This window comes from Sinomonas sp., assembly GCF_036848755.1.
In the GTDB taxonomy this organism is placed as follows: domain Bacteria; phylum Actinomycetota; class Actinomycetes; order Actinomycetales; family Micrococcaceae; genus Sinomonas.
Genome location: NZ_DAIUJO010000004.1, coordinates 25,376 through 47,465, shown reverse-complemented (window position 1 = coordinate 47,465; position 22,090 = coordinate 25,376). Strand labels below are relative to the sequence as shown.

The following is a 22,090-nucleotide window of genomic DNA, read 5'->3' as shown; positions in this document are numbered from 1 at the left end:
CCCAGAAGACCGAAACCACTCAAAAGAGAAGAGACAAGAATGAAACTGCAGGTCGCCATGGATGTCCTGACCGTCGACGAGGCTCTGGCCTTGGCAGGCAAGGTCGCCGAACACGTGGACATCATCGAACTCGGCACGCCGCTCGTGAAGAACGCCGGCCTCTCCGCGGTTACGGCCGTCAAGCAGGCCCATCCGGACAAGGTCGTCTTCGCGGATCTCAAGACGATGGACGCGGGCGAGCTCGAAGCCGAGCTCGCCTTCGCTGCCGGAGCCGACCTCGTCTCGGTGCTCGGCAGTGCAGACGATTCCACCATTGCCGGGGCGGTCAAGGCGGCCCGAGCCCACAACAAGGGCGTTGTCGTGGACCTCATCGGCGTTGCCGACAAGGTCAAGCGCGCGAAGGAGGCCCGCGAGCTCGGCGCGAAGTACGTCGAGTTCCACGCGGGCCTGGACGAGCAGGCGAAGCCGGGGTACGACCTCAGCGTTCTCTTGACCGCCGGCGAGCGCGCCCGTGTGCCGTTCTCGGTCGCGGGGGGCATCAACGCGTCGACGATCGCCTCGGTCCAACGCTCGGGGGCCGACGTCGCCGTTGCAGGCGGTTCCATCTACGGGGCGGCCGATCCTGAGGCCGCCGCACGGGAGCTCAAGCAGGCGATCATCTGACCCCTCCCGGGGGACCCGATACTCTCTCCGGGACCCGATATTACCGCTCAGTTTCGCCGGCGCCACGCGGGGGTAGTGATGCAGGGAGACGCCTGACTACCCCGTGTGGCCGTCCGGCCGTCCGCAGGGGCGATGAAAGCGGGTAAGGGTGGCAAGACACGTGCGGGGCGCTGATTCGCTCGGCGCCGATTCACTCAGTGCCGATTCACTGGGCGGCAGGTACAGCCTGCTCGAGCGAATCGGCGTCGGCTCGATGGCGGTCGTCCACCGGGCCTTCGACGAGTTCCTCGAGCGTGAGGTCGCGGTGAAGCTCATCCACTCGACGGCCGTCACCGAGGCCGAACTGCGCCGCAGCGACATCGAGGTCAAGCTCCTCGCCCGGCTCAACCACCCGGGGCTTGTGACGCTGCTCGACGCCGGCACCGAGTGGACGTCCGACGGCGTGCCGCGCATCTTCCTCGTCATGGAGCTCGTCTCCGGCCCCGACCTCAGGGCGAGGCTCAAGGAGGGCCCGCTTCCACCTGCCCGCGTGGCCGAGATCGGCCACGACCTTGCCGAGGCGCTCGACTACATCCACGGAAGGGGTGTGGTGCATCGGGACGTCAAGCCCGCGAACATCCTCCTGCTCGACGATGCCGTCAAGGGGAGTGGCTCCCTCAAGGGGAATGGCTCTATCAAGGGAACGAGGGCTCACGCGAAGCTCACGGACTTCGGTATCGCGTGCATGACCGAGTCGGTCATGACCCTCGAAGACGCCGTCTCGGGGACCCCGGCCTATCTGAGCCCCGAGCAGGTGAGGGGGGAATCGGTGAGCCCCGCAAGCGATATCTACTCGCTCGGGCTCGTCATTCTGCAGTCCCTGACCGGAGAACTGGCCTTCCCCGGGGCGCCGCTCGAGAGTGCCGTCCGCCGCCTCACGCAAGGTCCCCCTATCCCTGAAACAGTCGATCCGCTCTGGCGCGAGCTCGTCCTCGGGATGACGGCCTTGGAGCCGTCCCAGCGCCTTACGGCCGCTGACGCGGCGGCGGCCCTCTACCGCCTGGCCGCGCTCGGCGCCGTCGGGGGCCTCGTGCCGTTGGACGTCCACTCGGCGATTCTGGCCACCTAGCCCTGCCGGGCGCGCGGTGAGCTAGGCGCCGAGGCGCCCCAAGGCGCTCGACGCGAAGGCCTCGAGGAGCTCGTCCGGACCCGCGTACACCTCTGCCGCACCAGCCTCCCGCAGCTCGCCCTCGCTGGTCCCACCGCACGTGACGCCGACCGTCGGGATGCCCAGCTTCGAGGCCGCGTAGACGTCCCAGACCGCGTCGCCCACGAAGACGGCGTCCTCGGCCCGAAGGCCGCCCGCGTCGAGCGCGGCGGCGAGGATGTCGGGCGCCGGCTTGCTCTCCTCTGCGTCCGAGGAGCTCGTGGCCGCTGCAATCGCCTCGTCGGCGTCAAGCGCCCTTCGCAGGACGCGGAGCTCTCGGTCCCGCGCGGAAGATGCGAGAACCACGGTGAGCCCCTCCTCCGCGCACCGCTTGAGGAGGGACCGCGCGCCGTCGAACGCTACGAGGGACGGCCAATACGTGCCGAACACGGCGTCATGGGTGGCCTTGAGCTCGTCGTCCTGGCTCTCGTCACGGCTTTCGCCCAGGAGATGGGCGACGAGCTTGTCGCCGCCCATGCCGACCGCGCGGTGGATCGCGGACATCGGGACGGTGTGCTCGAACTGGCGGAAGGCTTCCCACCAGGCGAGGGCGTGGAAGTAGCTCGAGTCCACGAGGGTGCCGTCGACGTCGAAGAGTACCCCTCGGGTGCGCGCGTCCATCGTTCCGCCTTTCGTCGTTTGCGGGGGTGATTGCCAGCCCCGCCCACCGGGGTAATGCTCCAGTGGCCCCACCTCAAACGCAACTGAACGCAAGGAGGATGTCATGGCAGAGCAGGAAAGCGGCGGCGTGCGCAAGGGGAGCGAAAGCTCGGACTCGCTCAAGTACTCGCAGGAGATCACCTCGCCCGAGGACAAGCCCGAGCGTGAGGGTCGCAGCCTCGTCACGACGAATCACGACGTGATCCGCCAATGGGCCGAGGCGCGCAACGGCTCGCCGGCCACCGTGGAGGGAACGGAGCACGGCGACCACCTCGGCGTCCTCCGGATCGACTTCGGCGCGAAGAACGACAAGCTGCGTCACCTCGACTGGGACGAGTGGTTCAAGACGTTCGACGAGCGCGGGCTCAACTTCATCTACCAAGAGCAGCGCAGCGACGGGAGCCAGTCGAATTTCTTCCAGCTTGAGAATCCCAACCGGGAAGACGCCTAGACCGGGAAGAGGCTCAGCCTTCGAGCGCAGCGTCCGGCGCCGCAACCAGGACGATTTCCGGGCGGGGCGACTCGGCCGAAAACGCCCAGCCGAGGCTCGGCTCAAGGTGGTTCGCCACGGCGCCCCGGGCAGAGTCGCGGAGCACGATGGCGCGTGCGCCCACGTCGGCGGCGTGCCGGGCGAGGGTCTCGGCCGCCGCCGCCCGGTCGCCGACGCTGTGAAGGACCAGGCCGCGGACCGCGAGCCCATCGCCCGCAAGCCGGTCGAGGTGAGCCGCCACGGCGGCGCGTGCCTCATCCTCGCTCTCGGGGGCGATCGCGAGCTCCTCGAGCACGTCGGTCTCCCGGACGTGCACGATCTCGAGGGGCGCACACTGGGCGCGGGCGAGCGCCGCAGCGTGCTCGACGATGGCGGCAGCGGCGGCGTTTGCGCTGACCGCGGCGACGACGGGCTGAGCGCCGTCGAGGGGCGGCCCGAGCGGCTCGAGGCTGGGCGTGACGAGTTCGGGCTGGGCCTCGCGCTCGGCCGCGGTGACCAGCCGGTGGCCTGCCGCGAGGACGGGGATCGCGAGGAGGAACGCCACGGCGCCGACGAGGAACGCAACGCTCTGGTTCGAGGCTTCGGCGATCTTGCCCGCGGCGAACGGGGCGAGGCCGCCGCCGATGAACCGGACGAAGCCGTAGGCGGACGAGGCGACCGAGCGGTCCACGGGGGCTACGAGCATGACGGCTTGGGTCGTGAGGGTGTTGTTGATGCCGATGAACGCGCCGCTCACAATCACGGCGACGATCACGACGGAGGGTGTTGCGACCCCGAACGCGATGACGGCCATGACGATGCCGAGGCAGAGCATGTTGGCGTAGAGCACAGGTGCTGTGCCGAAGCGTCGCTGCAGCCGCGGGGCGAAGACGACGGCGAACAGGGCCACGAGGACGCCCCAGCCGGTGAAGACGAGGCCGAGTTCGTGGGCATTGAGCTTCATCGGGTACGGCGCATAGCCGAGCATGGTGAAGAAGCCCCAGTTGTAGAGGAGTGCCATGAGGCCCATGATCAGCAGCCCGCGGTGGCGCAGCGCGAGCAGTGGGGCCGCGAGCGAGGTCTTCTTCGCCGGCTTGGGCTGCTTCGGCACGAACAGCAGCGTCGCGACGAGTGCGATGCCCATGAGCACGGCGACGCCGTAGAAGGGGCCGCGCCAGCTGATGCTGCCCAGTTCGCCTCCGAGAAGGGGACCGACGGCGATGCCGATGCCGAGCGCTGTCTCGTAGAGGATGATGGCGCCCGAGAAGCCGCCCTTGGCCGAGGCGACGATCACTGCGAGGCTCGTCGCGATGAACAGGGCGTTGCCGAGCCCCCAGCCGGCACGGAATCCGACGATTCCGCCGATGGAACCGGACGTGCCGGCGAGTGCCGCGAAGACGACGATGAGGAAGAGGCCCAGGACGAGGGTCAGCTTGGAGCCGATGCGGCTCGAGACCCAGCCGACGACGAGCATGGCGACGGCGGTCACCACGAGATAGCTCGTGAAGAGGAGGGAGACGTCGCTCGGGGTGGCGTGCAGGCTCGAGGCGAGGGCGGGCAGTATCGGGTCGACGAGGCCGATGCCCATGAAGGAGATGACGCAGGCGAAGGCGACCGCCCACACCGCGCCCGGCTGCTTGAACGGGTTGGTCTTCGTGCCGTGCTGGGCGCTCATCGCGTCGCTGTTCCTCTCGGGGGTAGGGACGGCTGCTGTGCTGCGGCCAATACGAGGCGTTCGAGGGCCGGAAGCGCGTTCTCGATCGCGCCGCGGTCAGCGGGGCCGAGGGTTTCGAGGAGCTCGTGGAGGTAGGCAGATCGCCGTGCGCGCCGCAGTGAGAGGATGTCCCGACCCCGTGCTGTCGTGGTGATCAGGACGCTGCGCCGGTCGTCGTCGGGCGTCTCCCGTTCCACGAGACCGTCGCTCTCCATCCGGCCCACGAGCTGGGTCATGGCGGGCTGGGAAACCCCCTCGGCGCGGGCGAGTTCGGTGATGCGCAGGGGGCCCTCGCTCTCGAGGCGCCCCAGGGCCGAGGCCATAGAGGGCGAGATGCCCCCGACGGACGCGACGGTGCGGAGGCTGCGTACGAGCTGCTCGATGATGCGGGAGAAGCGCTCGACCGAGCCGCCGAGCGCTGCCTGAGCTCCATCCATCATTCGGTTATAACATAAGCTGCTTATGAAAATGGGGCCCTCTACCGCGCGGCCCTCGCGTCCGCCCCGGCGCTGACGAACTCCTTGCCACGCGTCTCGGGACCGAAGGCGATGAGCACGGCGATGAAGATCGCGATGATCCCCGCCACGAGCGCCATCGCGAGCGCGTAGTTCCCTCCGGCCGACTGGGCGATGAGGGCCTGGATCGTCGCGTTCGCTGCCGCGATGACGTTGCCGACCTGGTAGACGAAACCGGGCAGGACGGCGCGCGTCCCCTCGGGCACGAGCTCATTGAGGTAGGCGGGGACGACGCCCCACGCCCCCTGGACCATGAACTGGATGAGGAACGCGCCGACGCCGAGGGCGATCGAACCCGTCGAGAAGGCCCACAGCGGGATGCAGGGGAGGGCGAGGAGCGCAAAGACGATGATGGTCCGCTTCCGCCCGAAGCGCTCGGAGAGCGAACCCGCGACGAGGCCACCGATGATCGCGGCAATGTTGTAGAAGACCGCGATGAGACTTACCGTCCCCGCGGTGAAGTGCTGCTGGACCGTGAGGAATGTCGGGTAGAGGTCCTGCGTCCCGTGGCTGAAGAAGTTGAAGCCGGCCATGAGGAACACGGCGAAGACCAGGACCGGCCAGTTCGCCGCGACCGCCGGCCAGAACGCCGGCTTGCGCTCGTCGGTGCCTGCTGTCCGGGAACCTGAGGCTGCCCGGGAACCGGAGGCGGTCTGCGCTGCGACGCGCGTCGCGGTCCAGACGGGCGATTCCTCGACCCGGAAGAAGATGTACGCGGCCAGGAGGATCGGGACGACGCCGATCGCAAACATCCCGCGCCACCCGACGGCGCCGATGAGCAGCCCGTAGATCACCGACGCAATGAGATAGCCAAGCGGATACCCGGCCTGGAAGACGCCCGAGACGAGCCCCCGAGAGCGGGTCGGGATGGACTCCATGGTGAGGGCGGAAGCGACGCCCCAGATGCCGCCCATCGCAACTCCATAGAGGACGCGCAACGCGAAGAACGTCTCGAAATTGGGGGAGAGCGCGGACGCCAGCTCGATGAGTGAGAACACGACGATGTTGATCACGAGGATCGGCTTGCGGCCGAACCGTTCGGCGAGCGGGCCGAAGACGAGCGCTCCGACCGGGCGGAGGATCAGGGTGAACGTGATGGCGAGCGTCGCTGTAACGATCGTGATGTGAAAGTCCTTCGCCATCGTCGACAGGACGAAGACGAGAACGAAGTAGTCGAACGCGTCGAGGGTCCAACTCCCCGCCCCAGCGAACAGCGCCTTGCGCTGAGCCGGGGTCCACGCGTCCTTGGGCTGGGTCCTGCTGCTGCTTGGCATCGGCTTGGCCTTCCTCCCCTTCTCCTCCCGACCTTTCCCACCTTCGCGCCGTTTCACACAGCTTGACGCCGGCAGCGCTCGACGGCGCGTCCCGACTTGCGCTGGCGGGGCGCCCCAATGCGAGTCTTGGGGGATGGCGGTCAGCAATCGGTCCCAAAGGCTCCGACCGGGGAGAGCCCTCGTCAAGGCTCGCGACACGGCGCTTTCCGGGCTGCGGAGGGCTGCTTCTCGAGGCCGGCTCGAACTCGCGGGGAAGACCGCCCTCGCGACGGGGCTCGCGTGGCTCGTCGGGCCGCTCATGCCGGGTCCTGCCGCCCACTACCCCTACTACGCGCCGCTCGGAGCGCTGGTCACGATGTACCCGACTGTGGCCGATTCCGCGCGGAAGGGACTCCAAAGCCTTCTGGGCCTCGGCCTGGGCATCGGCGTCGCCATGGCCGTTGCGGCGTTCACGAGCGCCAACGCGCTCGCGGTCGGGGCCGTCGTCGGCCTCGGCGTCCTCGTCGGCGGCCTCCCACGCATGGGGGCCGCGAGCGACTGGGTGCCCATGGCCGGGCTGTTCGTCCTGGTCATCGGCGGCCCGCGCGCCGATGCGTTCTCGGCCGCCTACCTGCTCCAGATGGTCGTCGGCGTCGCGATCGGCTTCGCCGTCAATTGGCTCATCCTGCCCCCGCTCCACTTCAAGGCCATCAGCTCGGCATTCTCCCGGCAGCGCCATGCGCTCGCGGGGCAGCTCGAGGACATGGCGGAGGCCATGAACGAGGCGTGGCCCCCGGACCACAGCGATTGGGCCCAGCGGGACGAGCAGCTGGCGCGGACCGCCGGTGAGGTCCGGCAGGCCGTGCACCGCGCCGAGGTGAGTGCGCGCGCCAACCCGCGGCGCCGTCGTCATCCGCGAGACCTCGGCGAGGACCTCAAGGACCTGCGCGCGATAGAACGCCTCACGTTCCAGGTGCAGGACATCACCGACGTGCTTGCGAGCGTCATCTGGGAGGAGCGCGCCGGGACCACCGTTCCCCCCGAGCTGACCCGAGAGCTCGGGGCCGCGCTGCGGGCGGCGGCGAGCGTCGTCCGGGCCTGGGGAGAGGACGACGTCGAAGGCCCCATCGAAGCGGCGCAGGAGGCCTTGGCTGTGCTCAGCACCGGGTTCGCCGACGTCATTTCGCGGGATGCCTCGGTCAATGCCACCGCGTCGGTGGCAATGAGCCTGCGCCGCACCGTCCAGATCGTGAGGACCCGCGCCGCACGCTGACGGCAGGTCGCCGACGGGGAGTGACCGGCCGCTACGAGGCGCGGGGCTGTGCTGTCGGCGGCTGAGGCCGGTACACCCGCGAGCGCCGCCGGGCGGTCGCCGCGACCAGATCGGGGACACTGATCTCTATGCCTTGCCACGGGTTCTGCGCGCTCGGCAGGACGAGCTCGGCGAGCGGCACGTCACGGCGTTGCGTCCGGCCCGTGCCGCAGACCCACAACACCTTGGCCCGTGCTTCATGGAGGGCGACGAGGTAGCCGTGGACCTCCGCCTTTCCCTTCCGGACGATGACCTTCCGGTTTCCGGCCATGGCAAGCGCCAGCTCGTCGGGGCTCGGACCGTTCGCATCGGTAGGTTCCACCACAGCACCCCCTGAGCAGAGGCTCCTACACAGGTACAGGATGGACCGTCCGCGGACCGGACGCCAGAGACCTTTTGGACCTGTTTCGGCCTGTGTCCGAGGCGAGCAAGACTCCACGGACAGGGGGGACCGAAGGGCTGCTCCGGCCCTTCGGTCCCCCCTGTCCGCTTGCGGGGTTGGCTGTCCGGTTGTGAGGTTGACCTGACGGCTGGCGTCAGAGCAGCTTCTTCTCCTCGAGTCTCAGGGCGATGCCGATCGCAAAGAACGTCGGCGCCCAGTGCCCAACGAAGATGCCCCATCTGTCGGACTGGGCGCGGTCGTGCCGGGGGTTGATCCGGCTGAAGGTCCAGGAGAGGACCGAAAGCCCGATGGACCCGAACCCCGCCATGTAGGCGTATTCGCTCTTCATTCCCATGTCATGCAGTTTCTCCAGCATGACACCTCACTCCCCACTGCCGGCCGTTTGAATCCGTGCTGGAGGTTTGAATCCGTGCCCGAGGTTTGAATCCGTATTACGCGGCCCTGCCGAATGCGGTCCTCCCGAAGGGACCCCTCACGGGCGAGGCGGCCACGCCCGAATCCCCGGGCGGCCCCTCGTCCTGGCTCTGCTGCCGCCAATCCCTCCCCAATGCGCGAGCGGCGAACGCGTCGAGGGCGTGCGGCAGTTCGCCCCGCGTCACAGCGTCGCGCTGGGCGGTGAACCATCGACCGAGCGTGGATTCGACCCAGTCTCCGGACGCCGCGTTCGGCATTCTGCCGTGGGCCTCGCGGAAGGCCTTCACGTGCTGGAGCATCGAAATGAAGGGCAGGTGCCGCTCGCTTCCGTTCCGCCGCCCCGGGCCGACGAGCTGGCGCTCGAGCTCCCTTCGGAGCCGTTCGCGGCCCCCCTCGTCGAGCGGGCCCATCACTTCGACCCGATCGAATCGACCGACCACTCGTGGCCGAGGACTTCCTCGAGCAGCGAGCGGCGCTGTTCGCACAGCGTCCCCCGTTGAGCGTGTCCTCGCTGCGCCTCAAGCCACCGGGCCAGACGCGCTTCCAAGGCGCCGGGGGCGCCCGGCGCCGGCTCCCTGCCCTCGGTTTTGCAGAAGTCCCTCAGGCTTTCAACGGCAGTGCGAAACAGCTCGTCGTTGGGCTGCTCCACCTCACGGACGTCGGTGATCTGGCGCGAAAGCTCCCGCCTCATGAACTCATCCACGAAATCCCCCCATCGTTTTACATGTCTGATGGCGGGATTATTCATGCTCAAGCTGGGAGTCGGCTGTCAGTTGGAGGCCAGCTGCGGCGGCCTGCTCCGCCGATAGGATTGCGGGATGGTTCGTTCCCGGCTGTACCGCGATGGAAAGCTCGAGCGAGAGAATCTCGCCCTCGGGGAGTTCGAAGGCCTCCTTGCCCAGGATGGCGTGACCGTGTGGATTGACTACGAGTCTCCCAGCGAGGAAGATCTCGGCGCCATGGAGACGATCTTCGGCCTTCACCCGCTCGCCATCGAGGACGCCGTCCACGATCATCAGCGCCCCAAACTCGACCGCTATCGGACGCACCTCTTCCTTGCCGCCTATGAAGCGGCCCTCGTTCCGGGCGGGAACGAGTTGACCGTGAGCGAAGTGAAGGCCTTCATCACGCGGAAGGCCCTTGTCACCGTGCACGGGGCGGATTTTGCCGTCGAACGCCTGACCGAGAAATGGGACCAGGAGAACGATCTCGCGGGCCATGGCGTGGCCTTCCTGCTCTGGGGGCTGGTCGACCTCCTCGTGGATGGCCATTTCGACGTCGTCCAGGACCTCGACGAGCGCATCGAAGGACTCGAGGAGGCCCTCTTCGACGACCACTCGTCCGATCATGACCTCCAGCGCCGTTCCTTCGAGCTGCGCAAGAGCCTCGTTCGCCTGCGCCGCATCGTGCTCCCCATGCGGGAGGTGCTCAACACCGTCCTGCGCCGGGACCTGGACATCGCGGACCAGTCGATGCAGCCGTTCTTCCAGGACGTGTACGACCACGTGCTGAGGGCCTCGGACTGGACCGAGTCTCTGCGCGATCTGGTCGGCAGCATCCTCGAGACCCACATCAGCATCCAGGGCAACCGGATGAACCTCGTGATGAAGAAGCTCACCAGCTGGGCGGCCATCATCGCGGTTCCCACGGCTGTGACCGGCTTCTTCGGGCAGAATGTCCCCTTCCTTGGGTTCCAGAGCACCCTCGGCCTGATCCTGTCTCTGAGCTTGATCGTGATCGGCGCATCCGGGCTGTACTGGCTCTTCCGGCGCAAGGAATGGATCTGAGCCGCGGGGTGTGCAACCGGCTTACCGTCCGGTAACATAGCTGGCTGTGGGTGACGGGGATCACACTTCTCGACGATGGATTGGGGCATCAATGGACGTGAGCACAATGCGCGAACTCGCGCTGCAGATCAGTGGGATCGACACGATCGTCGCCCTCTCCGCGGCATCCGGCACTGCGGCGGCGACGCCGTCTGCCGCAGCGTCTTCCGGCCCTGACGCCGATTCCCCGGCACCCCAGTCCCTGACACCCTAGGTCCCGCACGGAAGGGCGGTAGCGGCCACGAACGTGATTCATGCCATCCTGGATGCCCTGGCCATGGCCGGCTCCATGGCTTGGGAGATCCTCTGGCCGCTCGTCCTCGGCTTCGCGCTCTCCGGAATCGTCCAGGCCCTCGTTCGGCGCGAGAGAGTCACGGCCCTTCTCTCCGGAGACTCGCCGCGTGCCCTGGGTGCAGCCACGGCGCTCGGCGCGGCGTCGTCGTCGTGCTCCTATGCCGCCGTCGCGTTGGCGAGGTCGCTCTTCCGGAAGGGGGCGAGCTTCGCCTCGGCGATGGCGTTCGAGATCGCCTCGACGAACCTCGTGATCGAGCTCGGGCTCATCCTGGCCCTGCTGATGGGGTGGCAGTTCACCCTGGCCGAGTTCGTCGGCGGCCCGATCATGATCGTCCTGGTCGCACTGTTCTTCCGGCTCTGGATGCGCGGGAAGATCGTCGACGCCGCGCGGGCCCAGGCCGAGAAGGGCCTCGCCGGGTCCATGGAGGGCCACGCGGCAATGGACATGTCGGTTCACGGTGAAGAGGGCTTCTGGAAGCGGCTCTTCTCGCGGCAGGGCCTCGACGCGGTCGCGGCGTACTTCGTCATGGACTGGGCTTCCGTGTGGCGCGACATCGTCGGCGGCCTGCTGATAGCGGGGGCCTTCGCCGCGTGGGTTCCCTCAGCGTGGCTCCGAGCCTTCTTCGTGGAGGGGAACCCGCTCCTGGCCGCGCTGTGGGGGCCGCTCGTCGGGCCGCTCATCGCGATGGTGAGCTTCGTCTGCTCTGTGGGGAACGTCCCGCTCGCGGCGGTCCTGTGGAATGGCGGCATCAGCTTCGGTGGGGTCGCGAGCTTCATCTTCGCGGACCTGATCGTGATCCCGGTGATCCTGATCTACCGCAAGTACTACGGCCTTCGGGCGGCTCTCCGGGTCACCAGCACGTTCTATCTCGCGATGGTGCTGGCCGGCTACGCCGTCGAGGCCCTCTTCGCCCTCACTGGTCTGACCCCCACGAGCCGGAACGCCGCCGTCGTCGGAGCCTCCGTCTCCTGGAACTACACGACGTGGCTCAACGTCGTCTTCCTCGCCCTTGCCGCCGTCCTCCTCGTGCGATTCTTCGCCAACGGAGGCGCGGACATGCTCAAGATGATGGGCGGCGGACCGGACAGCTCTTCGGCCGAGCAGCGGCATTGAAGGGCCAGGGTATGGCAGCGAGACCAGAGGCGGGGCCCGAGGCGAGACCGAGGAGGAAGAGGGGCGCGGGCACGTACCTGTTGCTGGCCCTGGTCTCGCTCATCCTGCTCGTCGCCTGCTTCTATGCGGTCAGGACCCTGTCCCTCTTCGTCTCACCGATGCTGTTCCTCGCTGCCGTGTTCTTCGAGGTCACCTCCGTCACGCTGCTGGTCTTCTGGCTCCTCCGCGCCATGGCTGCGCCTTCCGAGGTGATCCGATCCCTCTCGGCTTCGGCTTGGGCCGGACTGGGCTCGAACCCCTACATCGTCAGAGTCCGCGAGTCCGATTCGCGGCTGGTCAGCTGGACCCGGGACCGTTTGAGGAGAGACCGGGCCAGCGGGCTTTGGCTCACTGCAACCGTGGTGGTCGCGTTGATCCCGTTCGTGAACTTCCTCGGGCTGTGCTGGACGGTGGCCACGCATGGATCCCTGACCCAAGTCGACGAACGGATCGCGAACCTCATGCCGATGGTCCGCACGCCGGGGGAGACGGAGTTCTTCTCGACCATCACCGCGCTCGCGAACTTCCAGACAGTGCTTGTCCTGACGGTCCTCGCCGTCGCGCTGCTGTGGTGGCGCCGGCAGCGCTTCTGTGCGGTCTTCTTCGTGGCGGCGGTCGCAGGCCAGGAACTGCTGGCCGCCATCGCGAAGGGTCTGATCGGGCGGCCACGCCCCGCCCTCTCGCTGGCCCTGCTCGACGAGGGTTCCTTCAGCTTCCCGAGCGGGCATGTCCTGCGCGCCGCTGTTGTCTTCGGTGTGGTCGCCTACCTCCTGTTCAGGGTCTATCGGACGACGGCGGCGAAGGCCTTGACTGCCATCGCTTACCTTCTCGTCGTTCTGCTGGTCGCCATGAGCCGCGTCTACCTCGGTGTCCACTACCTCACCGACGTCTGGGGCAGCATGCTGCTGGGAAGCTCGTTCGTCGTCGTCCTCGTTGGCGTGCTCGAGATCGCGGCACGCTACCCCGTGATCAGAGGGCGGCGACGGCGCAGCACCCCCGGCCGCAGGCTGCTGGCCGCACCTGCTGGGGCGGTGGTGTTCGCGGTGGTCGCCGCCCCGCTGCTGATCCACCCTCAGAGCCACCCCGTGCAGCAGCACACGCAGTCCTTGGCGGCCCTGGACGCGTCCTCCTTGGCGCGGCTGCCCATCTACAGCGAGACCCTCACCGGGGACAGGATGGAACCCGTCAGCTTCGTCTTCGTCGGTTCCGAGGACCAGCTTGTTCGGACGTTTGAATCCCATGGGTGGGACCGGGCGGACCCCTCCACGTTCGCCAATACCCTTCGGGCGTTCGCCGTGGGGTTCCAAGGAGGGCAGTACCCGACCGCCCCCGTGACCCCGTCCTTCCTGGCCTCCCAGCCCGAAGCGATCGCGTTCCAGAAGGCGACCGCGGCCCAATCCCTCCGCCAGCGCCACCACACCCGCATCTGGCGCACCGGCTACACGGCACCGGATGGTCGTCCCATCTGGGAGGCGACCGCGAGCTTCGATGACGGGATCGAATTCGCGGGGACGGCCAAACTGCCGACTCACCACATCGACCCCAACATCGATGCCGAACGCACCTACATCATCGGTTCTCTGGGGTACCCCGACAGGTTCTTGGCGCTGACCGGGCCCCAGATGGGCCACAACGCCAGCGGAGACGAGTTCTTCACCGACGGCAGGTCCGAGCTCGTCATTCTTCAGTGAGGGCGCTCGGATGCCCCGACCCTACGGAGCAGGTCGCCAGGGTCGACGTCGAGACCCTCGCAGATGGCGAGGAAGCTCATGAGCGGCATGTCGCGGATGCCTGCGAGGTATTGGAAGAGGGTCTCCACGGGGACGCCGGAACGGTCGGCGAGGAGTTCCATGGGGACCTGCCGAGCCGCCTTCTCAACCCGGAGCTCTGCGGCAACAGCCGAGACGCGAGCATCCCCGTAACCCATAGGCAGAAGCTACCCCGGCGCCGGGCGCGCTAACGCGGCCGATACAACCCACGCTCCCAGTTCAATCAGGCACGCGAAGCCCATTCGTCAATGAGGGCATGGAGCTCGGCCTTGCGCTCACCGCTCGCGAAGGATGCGTCGACAGAGTTGCGGGCCAGCCGTTCGAGGGCCCCGTCGAGAGCCGGGAACGCGTCGGCAAGTCCCGCCATGTTGTCGGCGAGATAGCCTCCGAAATACGCGGGGTCGTCCGAGTTGACCGTCGCGACGATCCCGTGGTCGAGCAGGTCGAGGATGGGATGCTCCGCGAGGCGTGGAATGACGGCAAGCTTCACGTTGGAGAACGGGCACACGGTCAACGGGATGCGTTCGCGACGCAGCCGTTCGATGAGCCCCGGGTCTTCCAGCGAGCGGATGCCGTGGTCGATTCGTTCGGCGCCGAGGAGATCCAGAGCCTCCCGGACATAGGAGGCAGGGCCTTCTTCTCCGGCGTGGGCGACCAGACGCAGTCCAAGTTCCTTGGCGCGTGCAAAGACGGGCGTGAAGAGTCGGGGCGGATAGCCTACCTCCGCCGAGTCCAGGCCGACGCCGAGCAGGTCGCCGGCGCGATGGGCCAGGGACTCGAGGGTCTGCAGCGCCTCGGGTACTGGCCTGTCGCGGAGGAACGAGAGGATGAGGCCGCCGGTGATCCCTCGTTGTGTGCCGGATCCGAGTGCATCCAGCAGCCCATCGAGGACATCCTCCGGGTCCACCCCGCGGGTCGCATGTGCTTGGGCGTCGAAGAAGATCTCGGCGTGCCGGACCCCTTGTTCGTACGCCCGGTCCAGATACCGCTCCCCGAGGGTTCGAAAGTCCTCTCGGGTCCTCAAGACGGCCATGCAGTCGTAGTACAGATCGAGGAAGGACTGCAGACTTGTGAAGTGGTAGCGCTCGCGGAGCGCCTCGACCGACTCGAAGGGCAGCGCCACGCCGTTGCGCTCGGCGAGCTCGAAGACCAGGTCCGGTTCGAGGGTTCCCTCGATGTGCAGGTGCAATTCTGCCGTGGGCAGTGAAAAGATGCGCGCCGTCGATGTTGCCACAGCATGGAACCTAGCACGGGGTTTGCCCGACGAAATCGCGGGTATGAGGTGGTCAGGCGCTGCTGAGCTGGGAGAGCAGGCGGCGTCGGTGAGTGGTGTTTCATGGGTGGATGCCAGGGGAAGATGGCGGGCCGGATTCCGGTCCGCCATCTCTGCTGATGCCAAGCATTTTGCTCGTGTCGAGCAGGTCTGCTCGTGTCGAGCAGGTCTGCTCATGTCAAGAAATGGCACAGCCGATTATCCGGCGCCGCCCGGGGGGCGCTTGCCGCCACCCTCCTGCCCCGCCTTGGCGGTACGCTGCTGGCATCGGGGGCAGTGGGACGTCACGCGGAGCGGAAAAAGAGCCGGGGACACGCCGCATCGGTCGAAGAAGCGCCGCGGGTGCGGTGCGTGCACCAATTCAATCCCTAAAAGAGGTCATCACAATGTCCGTTATCGTTGCGGTCAAGGTTTTCGGCGACACGAGCGTCTTCACCAAGTCGCTCACAGAACGTGGGGACGAGTTTCGCAAGATCGCAGAACAGGGGCGGCAGCAAGGGGCCGTTCACCACCAATTTGCTGTCGGGGACGGATTCGTTCTCGTCAACGACGAATGGGAAACCGTGGAAGCGTTCCAGAAGTTCTTCGGAAATCCCGAAATGCGGACGTTCATGGGCTCTGTCGGTGCCGATCTCAGCAAGGCGCCGGAGTTCACGGTAGGGGAGTCTGTCGATTCCCCTGACAAGTTCTAAGCCGCTGCGACCGTTCTGACGCCGAAGGTTGCCGGGCCCTCGCCCTCAGGGCGAGGGGGTTCTGCCAGTACCCGTTCCATCGGGGACTCCCGCTCGTGCCGGTGGCGGGGTTGGATGGGGGCACGAGGGACGCGCAGGCGCGTCCCGGACACCAGTCCCGCACCTTCACGAGAGGAACGCTGTGCCCGACCGCCACGCCGAGACGGCCCCCGGCACCCGCGCCGCCGCGACGGAGGCGCCGGGGGCACGGACCACGCTCCTTCTGTGCTCGCTGGGGTTCTTCCTGATCACCTTGGACATCCTGATCGTCAACGTCTCCCTGACCCGCATCAGGAACGAGCTCGGCGGCGGCACCTCGGGGCAGCAGTGGGTCATCGACGGGTACACCCTCGCGTTCGCCTCGCTGCTGCTGTTCGCCGGGAACCTCTCGGACCGCATCGGCGCGAAGCGGGCCTTCGCGGCCGGGATCGCGCTGTTCCTGCTGGCCTCGCTCGGGTGCGCCGCCGCACCGACGCTGGGGGTCCTGATCGCCTCCCGCGTCCTCCAGGGCTCCGGCGCGGCGATCATGCTTCCGGCGTCGATGGCGCTGATCCGGGAGGCATTCCCGGACGCGAGGCGCCGCACCCACGCCCTGGGCATCTGGGCCGTCGGGGGCGCCGTCGCGGGCGCGGTGGGGCCGCTGCTCGGCGGCCTGCTCACCACCTGGAACTGGCGCCTCGTCTTCGGGATCAACCTCCCCGTGTGCATCGCCATGCTGGTCCTGCTGGCCCAGGTCGCCAGGTCCCCGCGGCGCCCCACGCCGTTCGACTGGGCCGGCCAGGCCGCAGCGGTGACCGCGCTCACCGCGCTGATGTACGGGCTCATCGCCGGAGGAGCGCACGGCTTCGGCCCCGGGCCCGTCGCGGCCCTGGCCCTCGCCGCCGCGAGCCTGGCGGTGTTCCTCCTGGTCCAGTCCCGGACGCGGCACCCCATGATGCCCCTCGGACTCTTCTCCTCCACCGGGATGCGGATCTCGCTCGCGGCCGGGTTCGCGTTCATGGTCGGCAACTTCGGCAGCGTCTTCACCGTCAGCCTCTTCCTCCAGCAGCACCTCGGCCTCTCACCGCTCCTGGCGGGCCTGGTGTTCCTGCCCTCGGCGGCGTTCAGCATCACGGGGAACATCGTCAGCGGCAGGCTCGCGAACCGCTACGGCGCCAGGGTCCCGATCGTCCTGGGGCTGACGACCATGGCGGCGGGGCTCGGCGCGATGCTCCTCACGGCCCCACTGGGCTCGCCGCTCCTCGTCGGGGCGTTCCTGGTCCTGACCGGCCTGGGCGGATCGACCGCCATGCCCCCGGTCACCTCGGTGGTCCTGGCCAGCGTCCCCAGCGAACGGGCCGGCACGGCCAGTGCGGTGTTCAACACGTTCCGCCAGGTCGGCGGCGCCGTGGCGATCGCGGTGTTCGGCAGCCTCCTGGCCTCACCCGCCGGGTTCGTCCACGGCCTGCAGGCCAGCTTCGCCATCGCCGCCTCCGTCCTGCTCCTCGCCGCCCTCGCCGGCCTGTTCATCCGCACCCCCCAGACACCCATCCACGGCTAGGAGCCGCTTCGGCGGTACTGGGAAACGCATAAAAATCACTGGGAAACGCAAGAAACCCCTCTCGAATCCGCATGCGCGGAGGTCAGAGAGGGGTTGTGGAGCCTCCTAGCAGGATCGAACTGCTGACCTTCTCATTACGAGTGAGACGCTCTACCGTCTGAGCTAAGGAGGCAATCAGGCCGTCCGCCGTAGCGGAACCACCGAGTGAATACTCTAGTGGAGCGGGCTGTCCGCGGTCAAAACGACCGGTCAGGCCATCTTCCCCAGATACTCGACGGCGCACGCGACTGCTGCGGAGAAGAGGCGCCACGACCGGTAGTGCGCCGAGTCGACGTAGGCGCTCCCCCCTTGGCTTCGCAGGCACGCGAGGGTGCTCTGCCGTCCGCCGGGCCGTTGGGGGTAGACGACGATGTCCACCGCCCCGATGGTCCCCAGCGCAAGCCGCGCTCCCGTACCCTTCAACGCAGCCCGGAGCTGCCTGCTGACCTGCAGTCTTTCCAGTGCGGTGGTCCCCGTCACCCTGCGCTCCCCATGTAGTCTGGCCGCCCGGGCGGTGGCCGCCACCCCCAGCGTGGCGGCCACCGATGGGGGAGAACAAGCGCACCGCGCCGTATGACGCAATATTCCCCAAAGATTTATTTCCGAATCTTCTCCGCAGCTGTTAACCCGGCGTACGCGGCGAATTCAGTGCCGGGTCGCGAGTCGATGCCAGCGTGTTGATTCAATCGCCGGACCTGCTGGCGCGAGAGAGATTTGGGGAGCTTCATTGTCTGTGCCGAACCTGCCGCCCGCCGTGGCCGGCCGCATCCGTCTCGCCGTGCTCGACTTGAACGGAACGACGGTCGTCGACGGGGGCGCCGCCGAGCGCGCCGTCGCCGAGGCCTTGGGCCTGTTCGGCGTCGCGGGGGAGCGGCTCGAAGCAGCGCTTGCAGTGTCCCGGCGCAGCGCCGGGCTGGACCGCGCCCAGGTCTTCGATCGGCTGTTCCCGCACGACACCGAGAGCGCCAAGGCCGCGAGCCGCGCCTTCGCTGTTGCCTACGACCGCATGATTGCGGCGGGGTGCCTCAGCCCGGTGCCCGGAGCGGAGGAGACGGTTCACCTTCTCCGGGACCACGGCGTCAGGGTGTGCCTCGCGACCGGATTCGGCAGGCACACGCAGAACAGTGTGCTCGAGGCCCTCGGTTGGATGGGGCTCGCCGACCTGTCACTCTGCTCGGAGGACGCCGGCCGTGGGCGTCCTTACCCCGACATGGTGCTCACCGCGGTCCTGGCGCTCGATGTCGACGACGTGCGCGAGGTGCTCGTCGCAGGGGACACGACGGCGGACATCGCGTCGGCCCTGCGGGCGGGGGCGGGAGCTGCCGTCGGGGTCCTCACAGGCGCCCAGACGGCGGGCGAGCTCCGCGCGGCGGGAGCATCCGCCGTCGTCGGCTCGGTCGCTGACCTGCCAGGCCTGCTCTGGGGCCGGGAGGCGACCGCCGCGGGCTAGGGCCAGCGGCCTCTCAGCAGCGGGCCCCGTCCTTCGGTGCCGACCCGTCCACGAGGTAGCCGTCGACGGCGTCGTCGATGCAGGTCGACCCGCGGCCGTAGGCGGTGTGGCCTTGGCCGTTCCACGTGAGCAAGTCTGCGTTCCCGAGTTCGCTCCGAAGCGACTGCGCCCACGGGTACGGCGTCGCAGGGTCGCCGGTGGTGCCCACGACCACGATCGGACTGCTGCCCGTGTAGTGCGCCGGGGCAGGCGTGCGCACCGGCTTGTACGGCCAGTCGCGGCAGTTGACGCCCCCGTAGGCGAAGAACTGGCCGAACGTCGGCGAAGCCTGGGCGAGCTGGGTGGCCTCGGCGGCCATCCCCGCGGGATCCGACGGCTCGGAGTAGTCGAGGCAGTTGTAGGCCATGAAGGCGAAGTTGCTGTTGGAGGAGTACGTCCCGTCCGAGTCCCGGTCGGCGGCGAGGTCGGAGAGACGGAGCATCGCCGATCCGTCGCCCCTGAGCGCGCTCGTGAGGGCCCCGGTGAGCACGCTCCAGTTCTGGTCGTTGTAGAGCGGGATGATCATGCCGTTCACGAAGTCGGTGATCGGCAGAATGCGCCCGTCGGTCGTCGACATCGGGTGCTTCGCGACCGACTGCAGCAGGTCCCGCACCTGGGCGACCGCGTCATCCTCGGTGCCGTGCAGCGGGCACCCAGAACCGGCCAAGCATGAGCGGATGTAGGCGTGGAGGGCATCCTCGAAGCCCTTCGCCTGCCCGACCGTGATCTGGGTCGCGGTGAGCGCCGGATCGAGTGCGCCGTCAAGGACGAAGCGTCCCACCCGGTCGGAGAAGAGGCTCGCGTAGGTCGCTCCGAGGAACGTCCCGTAGGAGAACCCGAGGTAGTTGAGCTTCGATTGCCCTGCAGCCACGGCGCGGATGATGTCCATGTCGCGGGCGGAGCTCACGGTGTCGGTGTGCGCGAGGATCGGCCCGGTGTTCGCCTTGCAGGCATCGATCACCGTCTTCTGCTCCGCGAAGGCCTGCTCGAGACCGGCGGGCGTTGACGGGTCGATGTTCATCTGTCGCGCTGCGTCCTCTTGCGGGGCGCTGAGGCACGTGACGGGCGCCGAACGCTTCACGCCGCGCGGATCCCAGCCGATGATGTTGTACGCGTCCCTCAGCTTCTGCGAGAACATCTGGGTCCCCGAGTCGCGGACGAGGTCGATTCCGGACGCACCGGGGCCGCCGGGGTTCACGAGGAGGCTCGCAGACGTGTTCTTGCCCCGGAGCCGGGCGACGGCGAGCTGGATCGTGTCGCCGTCGGGCTTCGAGTAGTCGACGGGCACGGTGACCTTCGCGCACTCCAGACCGTTCTCGCACGACGACCACTGGATCTGCTGCTGATAGAACTTCGCGAGCTCGGGCGCGGCCCCGGCGGTGGCAGAAGGATCGAGCCCGGGTGTCGCCCCCTGGCTCGGGCTCAGGAGAGGCGTGCACGCGGTGAGGGCAAGCACGATCACCGCGAGCCCCGCAACGAAGGCGAGGACGGCGCGGAGGGACGACCCCTGGCTCGGGGCAGGCGTGCTCACAGGGGCTGTCTCCTCAGATCAGGCTTACTGCCATGGCCTCGACCGCGAGGAGCGGGGCCACATTGGTGGTGGTGATGCGTTGTCTCGTGGTGTTAACCGCATCCATGCGGCTCAGGGTTACGTCGGCGGTGGAGGCGGCTGCGAACTCGACGATCTCGGCCGCAAGCTCAGTATTCACCGGTTCGACCCCGCCTCCGAGTTGCACCATGAGCACGTCTCGGTAGAACGAGAGGAGGTCCGTGAGGGTCCGATCGAGGGAATCCGTGACCGAACGCTTCGCCCGGCGCTTCTGATCCTCTTCGAGCTGGCGGACCTGGGCGCGGAGGCTCGGCGGCAGTTTCTCGTCGCCAGCGACGCCGAGCGTTTCAAGGAGAAGGGCGCGCTCCTGTGCGTCCCGCTCCTCATTCGAACTCGCGGCCTCGTCGGTCGCGATCCTGACGAGTTGTTCGGCGAGGTTCACGGCCTGCGAGACAGTCGAGAGGGTCAGGGGGAGCCGCACGGTGGCAGCGCGCCGCTCGCGCGCCGACTCGTCGTGGACCAGTCGGCGGGCGATCCCGATGTGGCTCTGCGCGGCGCGAGCCGCCTGCTGCGCGAGCTCGGGGTCTGCACCATCGCGCTCCACGAGCAGCGCCGCGACGTCGTCGACGGGTGGAAGGCGCAGATTGACAGCCCGGCAGCGCGAACGGATGGTGACGAGGACGTCGGCGGGCGACGGCGCGCAGAGCATCCAGATCGTCCTGGGTGTGGGCTCCTCGATTGCCTTGAGCAGCACGTTCGTCGTGCGTTCGGCCATCCTGTCGGCGTCCTCGACGACGACGATGCGCCACCGCCCGGTGGACGGGCGGTCGCCCGACTTGGCCACGAGCTCACGGGCTTCGTCGATCGTGATGGTGATCTTCTCGGTCCGAACGAACGTCACGTCACTGTGGGATTCGGCGAGCACCGCGCGGCACCCTGCGCACACGCCGCAACCGCGGCCCATGACGTCGTCGACCTCGCAATTGAGCGCGGCAGCGAACGCCTTCGCCGCCGTCGAGCGCCCCGAGCCAGGGGGGCCTGTGAAGAGCCACGCGTGCGTGAGCCCCTCGCCAGCGGCCGCGCGACGCAACTGCTCGACGACGGACTCCTGCCCGACGAGCTGGTCCCACACGGTCATGTGCCCGCCTCGAGCGCCCGAGTGACCGCCGTGAGGATGCGTCCCGAGAGCTCCTCGAGGCTGCGGCGCCCGTCCAGCACCAGATACGAGTCGGGGCGGGCCTCGGCGAGGTCGAGGAAGGCGGTGCGGACCTCGCGGTGGAAGTCGTCTGACTCGGACTCGAGCCGGTCCTCGACGGCGTCGTCTGCGGTCCGGCGGGCGCGGCCCTCTGTCTCGTCGACGTCGAGGAGCACTGTGAGATCGGGCCAGAGGCCGTCCGTGGCCCAGACGTTGAGATCGCGGACGGCCTCCGCGCCGAGACCGCGCGCGACGCCCTGGTAGACGATGGAGGACCCGATGTAGCGATCCGTGATGACGACGACCCCGCGATCGAGCGCGGGCCGGATCGTCTGGGCGACGTGGGCCGCGCGGGCAGCCGCGAAGATGAGGGCTTCGGCCCGCGCGTCGACCTCGCCTTGGCCGTGCTCGAGCACGAGCGACCTCAGCTTCTCGCCGATCGGGGTTCCGCCCGGCTCTCGCGTGAGCAGGACCTCGTGGCCGGCTGCGAGGAGCGAGCCCGCGAGGAGACGCGCCTGAGTCGACTTCCCGGCCCCGTCTCCGCCCTCGAACGCGACAAACAGCCCACGGGCGAGCCGACTGTCGAGCCGACCGTCGGGCCGACTGTCGGGGGCGGCGGGGGAGGAAGTCACCGTCCAAGCCT

At 68.2% G+C, this 22,090-nt stretch carries 25 protein-coding genes and 1 tRNA gene; 11 read left to right on the top strand and 15 right to left on the bottom strand.

The window, feature by feature from the left end:
- Window positions 1-39 precede the first annotated feature (39 nt).
- Both hxlA and V7053_RS01300 read left to right on the top strand, forming a co-directional pair.
- The gene (hxlA, locus tag V7053_RS01305) at window positions 40-663 is read left to right on the top strand and encodes a 3-hexulose-6-phosphate synthase (RefSeq protein ID WP_334170451.1); all 624 of its coding nucleotides are present in this window, start codon (window positions 40-42) and stop codon (window positions 661-663) included.
- A 148-nt stretch (window positions 664-811) separates the two neighbouring features.
- On the top strand, window positions 812-1,771 hold the full coding sequence (locus tag V7053_RS01300) for a serine/threonine-protein kinase (protein WP_334170450.1): 960 nt from the start codon (window positions 812-814) through the stop codon (window positions 1,769-1,771).
- Window positions 1,772-1,792: 21 nt separating this feature from the next.
- Here the strand turns inward: V7053_RS01300 and V7053_RS01295 are convergent, their stop codons facing one another.
- Entirely contained in the window at window positions 1,793-2,470 is a 678-nt protein-coding gene (locus V7053_RS01295; RefSeq protein ID WP_334170449.1) for an HAD family hydrolase, read from the bottom strand.
- Window positions 2,471-2,573: 103 nt separating this feature from the next.
- Between V7053_RS01295 and V7053_RS01290 the strand changes: the two genes are divergently transcribed.
- Window positions 2,574-2,960: a hypothetical protein gene (locus V7053_RS01290; RefSeq protein WP_334170448.1), complete on the top strand. Its 387-nt coding sequence runs from the start codon at window positions 2,574-2,576 to the stop codon at window positions 2,958-2,960.
- Between the two features lie 13 nt (window positions 2,961-2,973).
- Here V7053_RS01290 and V7053_RS01285 read toward each other — a convergent pair whose 3' ends face one another.
- Genes V7053_RS01285 through V7053_RS01275 form a run of 3 tightly spaced genes read right to left on the bottom strand, consistent with a single transcriptional unit; the run spans window position 2,974 to window position 6,481 of the window.
- Window positions 2,974-4,653, bottom strand: coding sequence for an MFS transporter (locus tag V7053_RS01285; protein WP_334170447.1), 1,680 nt, complete (start codon window positions 4,651-4,653; stop codon window positions 2,974-2,976).
- Complete coding sequence (locus V7053_RS01280) at window positions 4,650-5,129, bottom strand: MarR family winged helix-turn-helix transcriptional regulator (protein WP_334170446.1); 480 nt, start codon at window positions 5,127-5,129, stop codon at window positions 4,650-4,652. The genes V7053_RS01285 and V7053_RS01280 overlap by 4 nt, the downstream gene beginning before the upstream one ends.
- A 41-nt stretch (window positions 5,130-5,170) precedes the next feature.
- On the bottom strand, window positions 5,171-6,481 hold the full coding sequence (locus tag V7053_RS01275; RefSeq protein ID WP_334170445.1) for an MFS transporter: 1,311 nt from the start codon (window positions 6,479-6,481) through the stop codon (window positions 5,171-5,173).
- 133 nt (window positions 6,482-6,614) lie between these two features.
- Between V7053_RS01275 and V7053_RS01270 the strand changes: the two genes are divergently transcribed.
- A complete protein-coding gene (locus V7053_RS01270) occupies window positions 6,615-7,733 on the top strand; it encodes an FUSC family protein (protein ID WP_334170444.1) in 1,119 nt (372 codons plus the stop codon).
- A gap of 31 nt (window positions 7,734-7,764) precedes the next feature.
- Here the strand turns inward: V7053_RS01270 and V7053_RS01265 are convergent, their stop codons facing one another.
- The 4 genes from V7053_RS01265 to V7053_RS01250 all read right to left on the bottom strand — a co-directional run bounded on the left by V7053_RS01265 (window position 7,765) and on the right by V7053_RS01250 (window position 9,337).
- Window positions 7,765-8,097 carry a hypothetical protein gene (locus tag V7053_RS01265; RefSeq protein WP_334170443.1) on the bottom strand — a complete coding sequence of 111 codons (333 nt, stop codon included), beginning with the start codon at window positions 8,095-8,097 and terminating at the stop codon, window positions 7,765-7,767.
- Window positions 8,098-8,308: 211 nt separating this feature from the next.
- On the bottom strand, window positions 8,309-8,509 hold the full coding sequence (locus V7053_RS01260; protein WP_231567841.1) for a hypothetical protein: 201 nt from the start codon (window positions 8,507-8,509) through the stop codon (window positions 8,309-8,311).
- Window positions 8,510-8,606: 97 nt separating this feature from the next.
- A complete protein-coding gene (locus V7053_RS01255) occupies window positions 8,607-8,999 on the bottom strand; it encodes a helicase associated domain-containing protein (RefSeq protein ID WP_334170442.1) in 393 nt (130 codons plus the stop codon).
- The gene (locus V7053_RS01250) at window positions 8,999-9,337 is read right to left on the bottom strand and encodes a helicase associated domain-containing protein (RefSeq protein WP_334170441.1); all 339 of its coding nucleotides are present in this window, start codon (window positions 9,335-9,337) and stop codon (window positions 8,999-9,001) included. The genes V7053_RS01255 and V7053_RS01250 overlap by 1 nt, the downstream gene beginning before the upstream one ends.
- A gap of 70 nt (window positions 9,338-9,407) precedes the next feature.
- Here V7053_RS01250 and V7053_RS01245 point away from each other — a divergent pair, with 70 nt between their 5' ends.
- The 4 genes from V7053_RS01245 (at window position 9,408) to V7053_RS01230 (ending at window position 13,553) form a co-directional block, all read left to right on the top strand.
- Window positions 9,408-10,376 (top strand): magnesium transporter CorA family protein, encoded by a 969-nt coding sequence (locus V7053_RS01245; RefSeq protein ID WP_334170440.1) that lies wholly within the window; start codon window positions 9,408-9,410, stop codon window positions 10,374-10,376.
- Window positions 10,377-10,467: 91 nt separating this feature from the next.
- Window positions 10,468-10,629: a hypothetical protein gene (locus tag V7053_RS01240; RefSeq protein WP_334170439.1), complete on the top strand. Its 162-nt coding sequence runs from the start codon at window positions 10,468-10,470 to the stop codon at window positions 10,627-10,629.
- A 33-nt stretch (window positions 10,630-10,662) separates the two neighbouring features.
- Window positions 10,663-11,823, top strand: coding sequence for a permease (locus V7053_RS01235; RefSeq protein WP_334170438.1), 1,161 nt, complete (start codon window positions 10,663-10,665; stop codon window positions 11,821-11,823).
- A gap of 11 nt (window positions 11,824-11,834) precedes the next feature.
- Complete coding sequence (locus V7053_RS01230; RefSeq protein WP_334170437.1) at window positions 11,835-13,553, top strand: LssY C-terminal domain-containing protein; 1,719 nt, start codon at window positions 11,835-11,837, stop codon at window positions 13,551-13,553.
- Here the strand turns inward: V7053_RS01230 and V7053_RS01225 are convergent.
- Together V7053_RS01225 and V7053_RS01220 are read right to left on the bottom strand one after the other, a co-directional pair.
- Window positions 13,547-13,789: a hypothetical protein gene (locus V7053_RS01225; protein WP_334170436.1), complete on the bottom strand. Its 243-nt coding sequence runs from the start codon at window positions 13,787-13,789 to the stop codon at window positions 13,547-13,549. The genes V7053_RS01230 and V7053_RS01225 overlap by 7 nt on opposite strands.
- 65 nt (window positions 13,790-13,854) lie before the next feature.
- Window positions 13,855-14,865: an adenosine deaminase gene (locus V7053_RS01220; RefSeq protein ID WP_334170435.1), complete on the bottom strand. Its 1,011-nt coding sequence runs from the start codon at window positions 14,863-14,865 to the stop codon at window positions 13,855-13,857.
- 425 nt (window positions 14,866-15,290) lie between these two features.
- Between V7053_RS01220 and V7053_RS01215 the strand changes: the two genes are divergently transcribed.
- Window positions 15,291-15,596: a hypothetical protein gene (locus V7053_RS01215; protein ID WP_334170434.1), complete on the top strand. Its 306-nt coding sequence runs from the start codon at window positions 15,291-15,293 to the stop codon at window positions 15,594-15,596.
- Window positions 15,597-15,777: 181 nt separating this feature from the next.
- Window positions 15,778-17,175 carry an MFS transporter gene (locus V7053_RS01210; protein ID WP_334170433.1) on the top strand — a complete coding sequence of 466 codons (1,398 nt, stop codon included), beginning with the start codon at window positions 15,778-15,780 and terminating at the stop codon, window positions 17,173-17,175.
- Between the two features lie 96 nt (window positions 17,176-17,271).
- Here the strand turns inward: V7053_RS01210 and V7053_RS01205 are convergent.
- Window positions 17,272-17,347 (bottom strand) — tRNA-Thr (locus tag V7053_RS01205).
- 77 nt (window positions 17,348-17,424) lie between these two features.
- A complete protein-coding gene (locus V7053_RS01200) occupies window positions 17,425-17,694 on the bottom strand; it encodes a hypothetical protein (RefSeq protein WP_334170432.1) in 270 nt (89 codons plus the stop codon).
- Window positions 17,695-17,947: 253 nt separating this feature from the next.
- Here V7053_RS01200 and V7053_RS01195 point away from each other — a divergent pair, with 253 nt between their 5' ends.
- Complete coding sequence (locus V7053_RS01195) at window positions 17,948-18,664, top strand: HAD-IA family hydrolase (protein ID WP_334170462.1); 717 nt, start codon at window positions 17,948-17,950, stop codon at window positions 18,662-18,664.
- Between the two features lie 13 nt (window positions 18,665-18,677).
- On the opposite strand, the gene V7053_RS01190 is transcribed toward V7053_RS01195, so the two are convergent.
- Genes V7053_RS01190 through tmk form a run of 3 tightly spaced genes read right to left on the bottom strand, consistent with a single transcriptional unit; the run spans window position 18,678 to window position 22,010 of the window.
- Window positions 18,678-20,234, bottom strand: a complete 1,557-nt coding sequence (locus V7053_RS01190) for an alpha/beta hydrolase (protein WP_334170431.1) — start codon at window positions 20,232-20,234, stop codon at window positions 18,678-18,680.
- A gap of 13 nt (window positions 20,235-20,247) precedes the next feature.
- On the bottom strand, window positions 20,248-21,390 hold the full coding sequence (locus V7053_RS01185) for a DNA polymerase III subunit delta' (RefSeq protein ID WP_334170430.1): 1,143 nt from the start codon (window positions 21,388-21,390) through the stop codon (window positions 20,248-20,250).
- Entirely contained in the window at window positions 21,387-22,010 is a 624-nt protein-coding gene (gene tmk, locus V7053_RS01180; RefSeq protein WP_334170461.1) for a dTMP kinase, read from the bottom strand. The genes V7053_RS01185 and tmk overlap by 4 nt, the downstream gene beginning before the upstream one ends.
- Between the last annotated feature and the right edge of the window lie 80 nt (window positions 22,011-22,090).

Excerpts from the sequence above, each read along its gene's own strand:
- hxlA (WP_334170451.1), top strand. The coding sequence starts at position 40 with ATGAAACTGCAGGTCGCCATGGATGTCCTGACCGTCGACGAGGCTCTG.
- V7053_RS01295 (WP_334170449.1), bottom strand. The coding sequence starts at position 2,470 with ATGGACGCGCGCACCCGAGGGGTACTCTTCGACGTCGACGGCACCCTC.
- V7053_RS01290 (WP_334170448.1), top strand. The coding sequence starts at position 2,574 with ATGGCAGAGCAGGAAAGCGGCGGCGTGCGCAAGGGGAGCGAAAGCTCG.
- V7053_RS01285 (WP_334170447.1), bottom strand. The coding sequence starts at position 4,653 with ATGAGCGCCCAGCACGGCACGAAGACCAACCCGTTCAAGCAGCCGGGC.
- V7053_RS01280 (WP_334170446.1), bottom strand. The coding sequence starts at position 5,129 with ATGGATGGAGCTCAGGCAGCGCTCGGCGGCTCGGTCGAGCGCTTCTCC.
- V7053_RS01275 (WP_334170445.1), bottom strand. The coding sequence starts at position 6,481 with ATGCCAAGCAGCAGCAGGACCCAGCCCAAGGACGCGTGGACCCCGGCT.
- V7053_RS01270 (WP_334170444.1), top strand. The coding sequence starts at position 6,615 with ATGGCGGTCAGCAATCGGTCCCAAAGGCTCCGACCGGGGAGAGCCCTC.
- V7053_RS01260 (WP_231567841.1), bottom strand. The coding sequence starts at position 8,509 with ATGGGAATGAAGAGCGAATACGCCTACATGGCGGGGTTCGGGTCCATC.
- V7053_RS01255 (WP_334170442.1), bottom strand. The coding sequence starts at position 8,999 with ATGGGCCCGCTCGACGAGGGGGGCCGCGAACGGCTCCGAAGGGAGCTC.
- V7053_RS01250 (WP_334170441.1), bottom strand. The coding sequence starts at position 9,337 with ATGAATAATCCCGCCATCAGACATGTAAAACGATGGGGGGATTTCGTG.
- V7053_RS01245 (WP_334170440.1), top strand. The coding sequence starts at position 9,408 with ATGGTTCGTTCCCGGCTGTACCGCGATGGAAAGCTCGAGCGAGAGAAT.
- V7053_RS01240 (WP_334170439.1), top strand. The coding sequence starts at position 10,468 with ATGGACGTGAGCACAATGCGCGAACTCGCGCTGCAGATCAGTGGGATC.
- V7053_RS01230 (WP_334170437.1), top strand. The coding sequence starts at position 11,835 with ATGGCAGCGAGACCAGAGGCGGGGCCCGAGGCGAGACCGAGGAGGAAG.
- V7053_RS01225 (WP_334170436.1), bottom strand. The coding sequence starts at position 13,789 with ATGGGTTACGGGGATGCTCGCGTCTCGGCTGTTGCCGCAGAGCTCCGG.
- V7053_RS01215 (WP_334170434.1), top strand. The coding sequence starts at position 15,291 with ATGTCCGTTATCGTTGCGGTCAAGGTTTTCGGCGACACGAGCGTCTTC.
- V7053_RS01185 (WP_334170430.1), bottom strand. The coding sequence starts at position 21,390 with ATGACCGTGTGGGACCAGCTCGTCGGGCAGGAGTCCGTCGTCGAGCAG.